This window comes from Algoriphagus aquimarinus (assembly GCF_007997215.1).
Classification (GTDB): Bacteria; Bacteroidota; Bacteroidia; order Cytophagales; family Cyclobacteriaceae; genus Algoriphagus; species Algoriphagus aquimarinus_A.
The window spans coordinates 558,608-572,676 of the sequence record NZ_VORW01000002.1 but is presented as its reverse complement, the minus strand read 5'-3'; the positions used below and the strand labels follow the sequence as shown (position 1 = coordinate 572,676).

At 39.1% G+C, this 14,069-nt stretch carries 5 protein-coding genes; 3 read left to right on the top strand and 2 right to left on the bottom strand.

Annotated features, from left to right (window positions below):
* Positions 1-615: 615 nt before the first annotated feature.
* Positions 616-990 carry an IS200/IS605 family transposase gene (gene tnpA, locus ESV85_RS06980; protein WP_146916037.1) on the bottom strand — a complete coding sequence of 125 codons (375 nt, stop codon included), beginning with the start codon at positions 988-990 and terminating at the stop codon, positions 616-618.
* A gap of 122 nt (positions 991-1,112) precedes the next feature.
* On the opposite strand from tnpA, the gene ESV85_RS06975 reads away from it, so the two are divergent.
* The 3 genes from ESV85_RS06975 (at position 1,113) to ESV85_RS06965 (ending at position 4,640) form a co-directional block, all read left to right on the top strand.
* Positions 1,113-2,012: an LEA type 2 family protein gene (locus tag ESV85_RS06975; protein WP_146916035.1), complete on the top strand. Its 900-nt coding sequence runs from the start codon at positions 1,113-1,115 to the stop codon at positions 2,010-2,012.
* Between the two features lie 43 nt (positions 2,013-2,055).
* Entirely contained in the window at positions 2,056-2,196 is a 141-nt protein-coding gene (locus tag ESV85_RS22740) for a cation transporter (protein ID WP_410488852.1), read from the top strand.
* Between the two features lie 140 nt (positions 2,197-2,336).
* Positions 2,337-4,640: a DNA topoisomerase 3 gene (locus tag ESV85_RS06965; RefSeq protein WP_146916032.1), complete on the top strand. Its 2,304-nt coding sequence runs from the start codon at positions 2,337-2,339 to the stop codon at positions 4,638-4,640.
* A 449-nt stretch (positions 4,641-5,089) separates the two neighbouring features.
* Here ESV85_RS06965 and ESV85_RS06960 read toward each other — a convergent pair whose 3' ends face one another.
* Complete coding sequence (locus tag ESV85_RS06960) at positions 5,090-13,780, bottom strand: GH36-type glycosyl hydrolase domain-containing protein (RefSeq protein ID WP_146916030.1); 8,691 nt, start codon at positions 13,778-13,780, stop codon at positions 5,090-5,092.
* Positions 13,781-14,069: the final 289 nt, after the last annotated feature.

The following is a 14,069-nucleotide window of genomic DNA, read 5'->3' as shown; positions in this document are numbered from 1 at the left end:
AGTGATAAATTAAATATCAATGATATATTTTTCAGAATTGGCTTACTTGTTCGCTCTTTGTCTTTTAAGGTTCAGTAAGTAATAGTGACATACTTTTTTTTATGAGAGCAACGCCTTAACTGTCGCATTTACTAAAAATTGAGCGAAACTCTATTATCAGATCGATAAACTTCTCATAGATATCCGATGATCCATTTGTTCTTTGTGGGTTGTTGCCCTTGCTTCCAAAGGCATTTCGGCCATTCCGTTTTGATAATGTTTTTGCTTCAGTCTTCATAGCTTTTGTGTTTTGGTTAGACAAATAGGTATGAAGCTATACCAGGCTGAGGCTACCACTACCTGCAAGAGGAAACGGAATAAACCAAAACGCTGGCTTTATGCCGTAGTCTCTTCCCTCGTGTGATGGGATCAGGCTAAATTGGCGGAAGAAGGAATAGAAAAAATAAAATTGATTTGTGTAAACCTATTTTAGGACAAGACATCAGTAAATAACACAGCTTCTTAGAAGGTGGCTTTGAATAGCCCCTGTAAGGGGCGTTGGGCTTAAAACTAGAAATCAAAACCTTGTTGCTGATCTTCTTCCTTTCGCTCTTCTTTCTCTTGATATTTTACATATCATTTGATCATCTCCTCATCAAGGCCTACTGTATTTACAAAATAGCCCCTTGCCCAAAACCGATTTCCCCAATAGGGCTTCTTCTTCAGTTTTGGATAACTCTTGAAAAGCTTGATAGCTATCTTTCCTTTCAATGTGCCCATCAATTGTGAAATCGAAATCTTTGGAGGAACAGAAACCAACAAATGAACATGATCTTCCTGAACGTTAAGTTGTTCAACAATACAGCCTTTCCATTCGTAAAGCATCATTATATCATGAGCAACCAGCTCCTTTATCGCACTCTTCAAAATGCGAAACCTAAATTTAGGAACCCAAACGATATGATAATCACATTTGAAAACTACATGGCTTAATTTCCTATATTTAGTCATAGCCCAAATATTAAGCATAGCTACTAGGACATGACCACCTGCAAAGCAGGCGGATTTCTAAGGTGAATTAAAAAGGAGAATACAGAGATTAAGATAATGGAGAATAAAATGAGGAAATAATCATGACAAAGAAAATACTGTTAACGATTCTGTTTTTAATCATAGCCAGTCTGGCAGTGTTTTTTATTTGGCGATTTGTTAGCTATAAACGAGAGACAAGTCCTTATAAAACATTTTTGCTACCTCGTGTTGAGCTTTCCATTATGGAAATAACGTCACTCACCGCAGAGAAGACAGAGATGACAGTAAAAGTGCTTTTGAAAAATCAACTTCCTTTTTCATTTACCGCAGATAGTTTACAATACAGCATTTTTATAAACGATGTAGAAGTAATCAAGAGTCATTACAAAAAGACAATTTCACTAGAGAGCAATGACGCCAGTTTGATTTCACTTCCGCTTACCATTCTAAACCATCACCTTACCTCAATCCTAAAAGCCAGTGAGCGAAAGGAAATTGATTCGGTTGAATATAGATTACACGCAACCTTCTTCACCGACATAGTTTTTAAAAAGAAATTTGACGTGGATGTCAATCGTCTTCTTCCGCTGATTTATATCCCTGAACTTACTTCGAAACATATTCAGGTTGATTCCCTTAATTTTTCGAGAGCTGCTATCCAACTAAATATTTCTATAAAAAATCAAAACGTTTTTTCAATCAAAGCAAAGAACATCGCTTATAAGTTTGCCATAGAAGACCATGATTGGATAGAAGGTGAGATACCCGGAGTTACCGACATTAAAGAGCAAAGCATCACTGACCTTGAAATCCCCATAAGGCTATCTTTCAAAGAGGTAGGTAAAACACTATTCGATTTGCTAAAGAATGGCAAGGATGTGAAATATAAACTTGATCTCACATTTAGGATTGACTCTGAGAATCAATCAGTGAAGAACAGCAAAGTGATTCTTAAAAGCTCAGGATCGGTGAAATCCTTATTGAAAGCAGTGAAGGAATAGCCAAACTGACGTGAATGAATATTGAATAATAATTTTAAAATAAATCAAACTAAATGAAAAAGAGTTATCAATTATAGGAATGAGTTGTGTTGGGTGTGTGAGCAATGTAAAACAGGCATTATTAAAAGTGCCCGATGTTGCAGCGGCAGAAGTTCATCTGAATCCTCAAGGATGCCCCCTCTAGGTATAGTCAAATCACTCGTAGTGACTGGACGGAATTTTCCTCCCCTACTGTCTGGCCCAAGGCTAAAATCTTCTTAAGGAAGATTTCTTAACACCTTGTCCTCCGTTGAGCTTATGCTATTTTAACTATTTTTGCTTCAGATGATCGTTTGTATTGCTGAAAAACCAAGTGTAGCCCGTGAAATTGCCTCTGTTCTAGGAGCTAATACTAGGCACGATGGATATTATGAGGGGAATGGGTATATAGTTACCTATACCTTCGGACACTTTTGTACCTTATTTGAGCCGAACGATTATGACCCCTATTGGAAGAGTTGGAGCCTCAGTCACCTTCCGATGCTTCCCGAAAAGTTCAAAACTAAAATCGTTAATAATGCAGGGATCAAGAAGCAATTTGACATTGTAAAAAAGCTATTTGACACAGCCACACTAGTTATCAACTGTGGTGATGCTGGACAAGAGGGAGAGCTGATCCAACGATGGGTAATTGAACAAGCGGAGTATAAAGGGGAAGTCAAACGCTTATGGATTTCATCCTTGACCACAGAAGCCATCAAGGAAGGCTTCGAAAAACTCCAACCTTCTGCTAAGTACGATAATTTGTATTATGCTGGATATTCCCGGGCAATCGGGGATTGGCTGTTGGGAATGAACGCCACGCGCTTATATACGGTGAAACATGGCGGATACAAACAGGTACTGTCCATCGGTAGAGTCCAAACGCCTACACTGGCTATGATTGTTAACCGGTTTAAAGAAATTCAAAATTTTCAGCCACAACCTTTTTGGGAATTACAAACGGTGTATAGAGAGACCGTATTTAATTGTGAAGAAGGGAAATTTTTAAAGAAAGAAGATGGTGAGGCTTTTGCCAACGTGGTAAAAGAACATGACTTTGAAGTCGTCTCCATTGCTAATAAAAAAGGGAAGGATTACGCACCTAAGCTTTTTGACTTGACAGGATTACAGGTGTATTGCAATAATAAGTTTGGCCTTTCTGCCGATGAAACACTTAAGATAGCGCAGCAACTATACGAACAGAAATTAATCACCTACCCAAGAGTGGATACCACTTTTTTACCGAATGATATTTACCCCAAAGCAAAAGGAATTATAGAGAAGCTAACGAATTATAACTCGTTGACTCAACCACTTTTGGGCAAAAAATTAAAAAAGTCTACCAAGGTTTTCAATGATAAAAAAGTAACCGATCACCATGCCATGATTCCTACAGGAATTCAAAGCAGTTTGCACGGGAATCACTTAAAAGTATATGATATTATTGCCAGGAGATTCATCGCCGTGTTTTATGATGATTGTTTGGTGGCCAATACCACAGTATTAGGAAAAGTGGATACGGTTCCGTTTAAAACAACCGGGAAAGTCATTTTAGAAAAAGGCTGGAGGGTTGTTTTTGAAACTGCTGACGGCAAAGATAAAAAGGAGAAAGATGAGCTCCCGCTCTTTACTAAAGGAGAAAGAGGGCCGCATGAACCTTCGTTCCTGGAGAAAGAAACCAAAGCTCCTCATCAATATACTGAAGCGACTTTGTTAAGAGGTATGGAAACTGCCGGTAAGCAAGTTGACGATGAAGAGTTGCGGGAGTTAATGAAAGAGAATGGCATTGGTCGTCCTTCTACTCGGGCAAATATTATTGAAACCCTGTTCAGGCGACAATATATTGAACGGAATAAAAAGCAAATTTTGCCCACCGAAACAGGAGTGCAATTGATCGATATCATTAAAAATGACCTGCTGACCTCTGCAGAACTCACAGGGCAGTGGGAAAAACAATTGAAAGAGATAGAAAAAGGGAATTTTAACGCGGGCTCTTTTGTGAAGAACATGAAAAGTATGGTGGAGCATTTGGTCTACGAAGTTATCAGGGAAGAAAGCCATGCTAAAATATCTCACAGCACTGAAACCAAGGTTCCTGAAAAAGAAAAATCAACAACTGCAACTGCGATAGTGGGAAGCTCTTGTCCAAAATGCAAGGAAGGCTCGCTGCTCAAAGGAAAATCGAGTTACGGATGCAGCGCCTATAAAACCGGATGCGACTTTTTACTTCCTTTTTCGTACGAAGGAAAGAATATATCAGAGAATCAGTATTTACGTTTGCTCCAGAAAGGATCTACTGTCAACTTGAAAGGATTTAAAACGACGACAGGAGATAAAGAAGGATTGATACGTTTCAATGATCATTTTCAACTCGTTTTGGAAGAAAAGAAAGTAGCTAAGTCTTCTAAAAAAACGCCTCCAGTCATTCCCTGCCCATTGTGCAATAAAGGAACAATAATAAGAGGTAAAACAGCTTATGGATGCAGTGCCTACAAAGAAGGATGTGACTTTAGATACTCTTTTGATACCCTCCGGGAAAAGGCGAACAAGAAAGCATTAACCGTTGAGCTAGTGACATCTTTATTGAAGGAGAGTGTGGGTGTTTAAACTGTAGAATGAATGATATCGCGGGTTTGGCTTGAGTGTCTGGCTCCAGCTTTGGTGGTTGACCTCACCCCCTCACCTAGGTGTAGTCAGATTGTTATCGGGACTGATTAGGGTTTGCCTTCCGGGCCCATGTCCAAAATCTTCTTAAGGAAGATTTCTTAACACCTTGTCCTCCGCTGAGCTTATTCTATTTTAAGTATTTTTGCTTCAGATGAAATCGAGCCTGCCTGCCTAAGGCAGACAGGCATGTCGAGAGCGACATACACTGGGATAATTATAAACCAGGCGAGATTCCTCCCGATAACTACCTATATTTTTTAGCTTGCCCTACGATGCCATTTCCTTTTCTGAAAAAATAAGAGTCCCTATTTGAATTTGCAGTTCTTCCTTAACATTTGGCTAATAGTTGTAAACTCTAATTTTTAAAGGTTTGTAAAACTTAGTACCAATTAGATTAAAACATGAACCTCAACATCATGGTGCAATCCATCCTCTTTAAGAGGAATCACATTTCCTTTCCCTTGCTCATTGTCTATTTTCCACCACGAATCTTCCATATTTTTCGCCTGAAAAACTTTGATAGAATAAGTAGCAGTTTTAAAACGATAATTGATCGTAACTGAAGGCCATTCCTCAGGAAAACAAGGTGTGAATTTGAGCTTGTCTACTAACAGCTCCATCCCCAGTAAGGAACCAATTATAAATTGATTCATCCATCCAGCAGAACCAGTATACCAAGTCCATCCTCCACGGCCACGATGGGTTTCATTTGCATACACGTCAGCTGCCATCACATAAGGCTCCACCTTGTAAATCTGTACATCTTCGTTATTTAAAGCGTGATTCACTGGCTGGATCATACTAAAGAGTTCATAGGTTCGCTCTCGATCACCTAGCGCTGCAAATGCCATCAAGGTCCAAATAGCAGCATGGGAATATTGCCCTCCATTTTCCCTAACTCCTGGCACGTAACCTTTGATATACCCTGGATTCAAATCAGATTTATCGAATGGAGGATCCAGCAGCTGGATGATTTTCATCTCTCTATTCACCAAATATTTATTTAAGGAATCCATAGCTTGATTTCTTCTTTCCTCAGGTGCGGCATTTGTCAAAACTGACCAACTTTGGGAGATCGCATCTATGCTACATTCTTCATTAACTTTTGAACCGAGGGGTGTTCCATCATCGAACCAAGCGCGCTGATACCATTCACCGTCCCATGCCGATCTTTCGATATTTGATTGCAATTGAATCGCCTCTTGTTTACAAGTTGATGCAAACTCTACATCGCCATAATTATTGGCGACTTTCTCAAAATTCAACAGAATATCATAAAAGAAGAATGCTAGCCAAACGCTTTCTCCTTTACCTTCATTCCCTACCTGATCCATTCCGTCATTCCAATCGCCAGAACCCATGAAAGGCAAACCATGTTCTCCGAAACGGAGACTATGTATAATTGCTAAACGGCAATGATGGTACAAATCAGCAATTAAACTTCCACTTACCGGCAAATCATAAAGGGAGTCTTCTCCTTCATGCAAGGGTCTAGATTCTAAAAACCCTGTTTGCTCTTTCAAAATCCCTATATCACCCGTGGCATTCAAGTACCTATAAAGCACAAACGGAAGCCACAAGAGATCATCCGAACATCTTGTACGTACACCCCTTCCCTCTGGAGGATGCCACCAATGTTGAACATCACCTTCTTTAAACTGACGGGAAGCGTTCAGAAGTATTTGCTCTCTAGCGAGTTCTGGCTTATTGTGCAATAAGGATAGTACATCCTGGATCTGGTCTCTGAAACCAAAAGCTCCTCCGGACTGATAGAATCCGCTTCTTGCAAATAGTCTGGAAGCGATAGTCTGATAAGTAAGCCATCCATTTGCTAAAAGATTCAATGCTTCATCAGGGGTCTGAACTTGGACCTTATCAATTATTTCATTCCAATAATCTTTTATCTCAGTAAATGAGAGATTAATAGTTTTTAGGTCTGAAAATTTCTGGACTAGTTTAATAACAGAGTTTGTGTCTTCAGCACTTCCAATCAGAAAAGCAATCTCTCTTTCTTCTCCAGGTAACAAATCGAATTTTCCCTGCAAAGCCGCGCAGGTGTCATGCCCCGCCCCAATTCTTCCTCTGAGATCTAAACGCGCTAAGGCCTGAGGGTTTGAAAGATTTCTATTTCTACCAATAAACTTTGACCTATCAGTGGAGTAACTGTATTTACTTGCTCCTATCAGTTTGAAAAATGCAACTCGATTAGCAAATGCATCATTATATCTATTACGAAAAAACAGGGATTCATTTTGCACATCGTGCTCTGAGAGAACATGCATATTTGTTTTTGACCGCACATTCCCCAATACTATTTCCATGTATCCTGTAGAGGAAATCTTTCTCAAGCGGTCTGATTTATTTTTGATTGTAATCACTACAAACTTAACGGGCTCCAGCTTGTCCACAAAAACCCTCATCTTGGAGGCTATGCCGTTTTCCACGTGTTCAAACTGGGAATATCCAAATCCATGTGTTGTAATGTAATTCGCTTCTCCTTTTGCAGGAAAAGGAGTTGGTGACCAAAATAATCCAGTTTCCTCGTCACGAAGATAAAAAGCTTCTCCGCTCGTATCAGTTACCGGATCATTATGCCATGGTGTAATTCTGTATTCATGGGCATTCACAGCCCAGGTATAAGCTGAACCGCTTTCAGATACCACTGTTCCAATAATTGGGTTTGCAATAATATTCACCCAAGGAGCAGGAGTAGATGTATTCCTATCAGTTTTAATTTTGTATTCTTTCCCGTCTGCTGAGAATCCTCCTGTTCCGTTGAAGTATTTCAGGTCCTCTGGAAGCAGTAGGTTTTCAAAACCTATTTTGTCTTGAACTTGAGGCTTAACTTCTAATAAAGGGGATGAACCTATTTCTCTAAACCTTCCAGATACTTGATCTGATAAGGTGCCATAACTATCAGTAATAATTATTTTTGCAACACTTTCAAAAAGGATTCGATCTTCAGAAGAAATTTGATCTGTAGATTTTACATATATTTTCCCAGGAATATGTCCAGTTAGGGTATTTAAAGCTGAGATCATTCCAACAATCTGGTCTTGTAATTCATTCCTATATGAACCATGATCTTCATTCCAGATCATCAGATCTACGGCCAATCCTTTCAATTGCCAGTAAGCATGAGCCTTAATCATTTGTGACACCAAGCTCAGATTCTCTTGGTCAACTATTTGTAGCAATACTATTGGAAGATCTCCAGACACTGAATGGCTCCAAAGTCCGGACTGCCCCCTATAATTACTTTTTATTACTGATTCATTGGCACGTAAAGCTGGATTTGAATAAATAACAGATGCAGCCAATTTCCCAAAGAGTTGCGCCTCTGCTTCTGAAGCGTCGATCTGTCGCAGCAATACTTGGCTGTGTGTCCAAGAAAGATCCAGCGCTCGTTTCTTTAAGTTTTTATCCCTGTACTTATGCATGAGCGCCTCACTTGCTTCACGGCTCTCGCAGATTCCATAAATAAGATCTATCGTAGCAGTCTTAAAGGGATTAATCGTAATACGGTATTTGGTAGCCATGATAGGATCTAGCACCGCACCTTGATTGCCGGCTAATTTTCTAGAGTCCAGCGCCAAGGGATGTTCTAAGGTTCTTCCCCTACCAATGAATTGCATTCTATCTGTTTCATAGGAAACTTCCTCCACTTCACATCCATAGGCATCGGTTAAGTGGAAAAGATGAGGTGGTACTTCGTCTTTGGAACGTGGTCTTCTAGTGCCAAATATGGCACTGTATTCAGGTTTGATCTCCGTTTGAACGAAAAGATTACTAAATGCCGGATGCGCCTCATCTGATGCTTGGGAAGCTAAAACAATCTCGCTGTAGCTGGTGACTTCCAGAACTTTGGGGACTTGAGAGCGATTGGTAATCCTTATTTTTCTTATTTCAACATTATCTTCAGGAGATACCACAATTTGGGTTTTGGTTTCAAAACCAAAATCTTGTCTGTGAAACTCTATGGTACCCTGGGAGAATATTGTTTCATAACTCTTTGCAGGCTGGAGTGTTGGATGATGAGTATTTGACCAAAAATTCCCACTATTGATATCTTTGATATAGCAAAAGATTCCATAATTTTCCTTAATAGCATCTTCCCTCCATCTGGTTACTGCGATATTTTTCCAGCGGCTGTATCCTCCTCCGGAATTTGTGACCATCACTTGATAATTCCCATTACTTAACAACTGTAATTCTGGTGTAGGAGTATTTGGAGTATTTATAATTCTTAACTGTGAATCGGTTTTGGCTGTAAGTATATCGTTCACTTTAGCTGTATGCGCCTGAAAAATGGATGTCTTAGGTATGCGCTCTTGTAATAGCAATAATGTGGCTTGAAAACGTAGTTCCGCCGCAAAACGATTTTGCATTGGTTTGTTTACTAAAACATATGCGATAGACAAAAAACCCATCCCCTGATGATGAGCCATATAGGAATTGATAACTACATGGTTTTCCCCACGAGGAACGCGTGTTTGCGTATAATCTATAGCTTCATAAAAGCCATATTCTCCTTCAAAACCTAGTTCAGCTAGAAGCTTCAAATTCGATGTTGCATTTTTAGGAGAAACCATTAGCGCGAGCATAGATGCATAGGGTGCTATCACCAGGTCATCCTCCAATCCACGCTTTAATCCTAACCCCGGGACTCCAAATGCTTGGTATTGATAATTTAAACTTGTGTCCACCCTGTTGTAGCCGGATTCCGAAATTCCCCAAGGCAAATCGCGTTTTGTAGCATAATCTATCTGCCTTTTTACCATGGCCCGATTTGTCGCATGCAACAGCGTATTCTCATAGGTTGGCATTACTAACTGCGGCATTAAATATTCAAACATAGACCCACTCCATGACAGGAGAACAGGACCATTTTTTGATTCAGTCAATAAACGCCCTAAAGAGAACCAGCTTTCCTGTGGCAATAATCCTTGAGCAATACCTACAAAAATGCCCAACCTAGCTTCTGACGCAAGCATATCATAAAAGCTTTCATCTCTTCTCAGCTCGTCCACATTATAACCAATCGAAAGATGACTGGTGTCTTTGTTGAGTAGAAAATCATATTCTACTATACTAAATTGCTCCAGTTCCTCAGCCATTTCCTCGAGTAGTCTGAGTTTTTCCGGAATAAAATCAAGACCGTTTTCAAGAATAGATTCTACTTTGATCAACCATTCAAAGTCTGACTCTTGACTTGTCTCTTTTTTGTATTGTTCAATCTGCGAAGTCAGGTCAACACTTACTTCCTGAAGAGTGAGAAGCGAATGATTGTAATCCATTTTGGATAGACTAGTAAACGAATCCGGAATAGGTAATAACTTCAGCCACGGAATCTGACTATATAAATCTTCCCGTATATTTTTAATTTGATTTTTTAAATTTAGGGCCCACTTACCTATTTCAGTGTGCTCATCATAATCACTTATCTTCTCACTCAGGGCTGCCAGCTCATCCAAATTTTGTTTTATAACTGATAAGGAATTACTTTTTTTACGAATAGCCTTAACCAGCGAATTCTCTAAATCTTCTATATTTTGAGTACTTTCCTTCAACAAATCCCGAAACACTCCTAGTGTAGCATGTATACCTTTATAGCTTTCTATATTGAAAATGGGTTTGGATTTGAAAGCTAGAATCCCTTGACGCAAAATCAAAAGATGTCCCACCAGATTTCCACTATCAACCGTAGACACATAGGAAGGCCTCAGAATTGATAAGGAGCGAGTGTCATACCAATTATAAAAATGACCTTTATAGCGGTCCATTTTATTTAAAGTTTTAATCGTGTTGCCACACCTCAAAACCACCTCATCCATCACAATATACCCGAAGTCGTAGGCCGTCAGATTTGAAAGCAATGACAGGCCGATATTTGTTGGAGATGTTCTGTGTGCAATTACAGGGTCTGGGTGTTTTTGGAAATTGTCAGGAGGAAGCCAGTTTTCTCCTTCATTTACAAAGTGTTCGAAAAAACCCCATGTTTTTCTTGCTGTTTTACGCAGAAATATTTTTTCATCTAGGTTAAGATTTGGTGCATTCTCTTTCTCTACAAGACTTAATCTCCAAGCAAGAGAAGGGGATAGAAACCATAAAATGAGAATAGGTATGGAAACAAAAAATGCAGGTGAATTGGAGTTTAGAAATAGTAAGAGACACAGAAACGCTAAAACTGGCCCTATCCACATTTTCCTAGAAATGAACCATAAACTATTTTTTGATTGGCTGGAAGCAGTGGCGGAGGGTGTCCATTCCAATAGTTTTTTTCCGCTTACAAGCATTCTCCAGTTAGTTCGGAATATAGCATCTGTAAAGCGGTAAGCCTCATAGGGCAATATTGCTATTCCAAACATAAAGCGTAATAATACCTCCTTGACCGAATTACCTACATCGGTAATATGAGCCTTAAAGTCCAAATCCTCTGGACGGTGAAACAACTGCAGAAATGCTGCAGCCATCACAGGTAACAATATTATTATGGTGACGGCAAGTGTCCAAAACCAGGGTTTTGGTAATATGGACCAACCAAGGACTAAGATTAATAGTAGAGAAATGGGCAATAAACTTCTACGAAGATTATCGGCTATTTTCCAACGAGATAAAATAGAAAGATTATTTGTAACCAAATTTCCGCTTGCATTTCTTACAAAAGGCAATATCCATGAAGCTATTTGCCAGTCTCCCCTGATCCAGCGATGATGCCGTTTTATATCTGCCTCATAATGTGAAGGATTGTTCTCATATAATACAACATCGCTTACCAAGCCTGAGCGGGTATAGCAACCTTCCAAGAGATCATGACTTAAAATACGGTTTTGAGGAAAACGATTTCTTAAGACAGTTTCAAACACATTCACATCGTAGATGCCCTTTCCAATAAAAGAACCTTCCTCAAAAATATCCTGGTAAACATCAGAGGATGCCCTGGTATATGGATCAATACCTTTCATGTCCCCTTGTAAACGTAGATAGAGGGAAGTTTTATTTTTAGGAAAATCGGAAGCTACTCTAGGTTGAAGAATTCCATAGCCATCCAAGACTCGTTTTTTGCTTTCGTCATAAACGGCGTGATTTAGGGGATGGGCCATTGTGGCGATCAATTTCCAAGCTGCTTCTCTTGGAAGTTGAGTATCTGAATCAAGAGAGATTACATATTCTATTCCTTTCAGGGCACTATAATCACCAACTATATGACTAAACTCATCTCTAGTACCATCTCTTAAAAGAGAATTTAAAGCAGAGAGTTTTCCCCTCTTGCGCTCGTACCCCATCCACTTATCTTCTTTAGGATTCCATTTTCTAGGGCGATGAAAAAGATAAAAAATATCTGGCTGTTCACTTTGCTTATATTTCTCATTCAATTGTCGAATTCTTTCCTTTACCAAATCGACATAAAGATGATCATAAGGCTTTGTCTCAGAGTCCGCATCAGTAAAATCTGTTAATAAACTGAAGTATAAATTTTTCTCTCGATTTGCTAAAAACCGAATTTCAAGCGCTTCAACATTCTCTTCAATTTCATTTTTGCTCGAAAGCATCGTAGGAATAGTTACAAGCGTGCGGTATTCTATTGGGATACCATTTGAAAAATCCAGCCTTGGCAGAATTCTTGGTTTTACCCAAATCGTTGCCAACCAGTTAGTGAAGGAAATAGCCAGATGTGCGCCACCTGCCAAACATAATACACCCACCAAGAACAAGATGAACGCACTGAAATCTCCATAGATCCAGGCTATAGAAAGCATGCCCAGAGCGATGAATAGCGTAAGAATTCCAATTGAAAAAAGATAAATAAACACTGGCCTTTTCTCCATGAAGCTGGTCAATGTTTGTTTAATAGTATAGCGCATCTGCGATTCTTTCCGCAATACGACTAAACCTTTACCTATTAAATAATACCCTACATGTTGTTCTCTAGAAAAACGGTCCTTATCTAAAGGATGTCTTTTTGTTAATTCAATAGTTTTCTCAGCAATTTCTGTTTCGGACAGAGGACAGTGTGCCGCGATAGATTCAATCACATGCCTGTACCTGTCTCTGGTTGCAAAGTCTAATTGTGCATAAATTCCTGTAATATCCTTCCTTAAGGTTTGCTCAACTATGCTTGATACTTCAACAAATTTGCGCCAATCAGCTGAACCTATAAATCTCAATGTGACTATACTGTTTTTTACTGATACCTGATCAGCAGCTTGTTTTTGATTTTCATTCCAAACTAGGTCTGTTCCTGCTATTCCTACTTTGGATAACTGCTGTTCTAGCCAGCTGATTGGTAAAGCAAACGTGGGACCCTTTCCTTGAAGTTTGCGAGTAAATCCAGCAACAAAAGGACTATTCAAAACAGGCTTTGATCTCGCCATATCAGCGATGGTCAATACTAGATCAGCAGGATCATTATTGACTGTTTCTATCATTTGATCACTCCAATAATCTGCTAGATTATTGTCAATCATGTCAAGAGCTGTATTTTCTGCTATCCTTCTTAGGTTCTCTATGACAGCAAGTTTTAGCATGATCGGGATAGCCCATAGTTCTCCCAGCGTAAGGATTTTCTCTGTTTGATAGGATGATATAAAGCCTCTTAATCCATTAGAGTCTACATGACCATCACTGTGTGAAATTATCTCTAGAGCGATGTCGTAAACTCTGGGCATACCGCTAGAATTCCCATTCGCCAGATACGGTAATCCTTCGCTATATTTTTTAGGGAGGTGTTTTTTCGCCGTTACAATTTGTTCTTCTATTAAATAGAAATTGTCTAACAGCCACTCTGCTGCTGGAGTGATTGACTGCCCGGATTGGATGCTTTCAACCAACAGGTTACGTACGTCCACGAGGGTTTTTTCATTGTCATCCAATCTTTTTAAAAGCTTATCCTCCCTTTTCCCTTTAAATATCTGGTGCGAACGGGCCACTATTTCGGCATGGGCGTTCATTTGATTAAAATTGTATAATTCTGATCGTATAGGGTCTGATGCATTTGAATTCAGAAAGGAATTACCCTTCTGAAAATACTCACGCATATTGGATAGCATTTCAAAAACTGTATTGCTTTTAAGCATCATAATCAAACGGTAATGATTTGCGACAAAAACAAATGATAATCATTATATCTTCAATTATCTAATAGCCTTTAAATTGATGTGGAAAATATTAGTGTTTATCAGACTAAATCTTGACTGACACTATTAATACTGGATATAAATATTGTAATCCAACGCAATTAAATCCAACGCAATTAAATCTTAGGTCATTCTATCTTTTGAACAGCTCAACTTTAAAGATGACACTACCTTTCAATCTTAAGAGATTATTACCCGATAAACAGCTGACTTAAAGATAATTACGACTTAG

What these genes read in the sequence shown, in the direction of transcription:
- tnpA (WP_146916037.1), bottom strand. Translation starts at nt 990, where the DNA reads ATGACTAAATATAGGAAATTAAGCCATGTAGTTTTCAAATGTGATTAT.
- ESV85_RS06965 (WP_146916032.1), top strand. Translation starts at nt 2,337, where the DNA reads ATGATCGTTTGTATTGCTGAAAAACCAAGTGTAGCCCGTGAAATTGCC.
- ESV85_RS06960 (WP_146916030.1), bottom strand. Translation starts at nt 13,780, where the DNA reads ATGATGCTTAAAAGCAATACAGTTTTTGAAATGCTATCCAATATGCGT.
- ESV85_RS06975 (WP_146916035.1), top strand. Translation starts at nt 1,113, where the DNA reads ATGACAAAGAAAATACTGTTAACGATTCTGTTTTTAATCATAGCCAGT.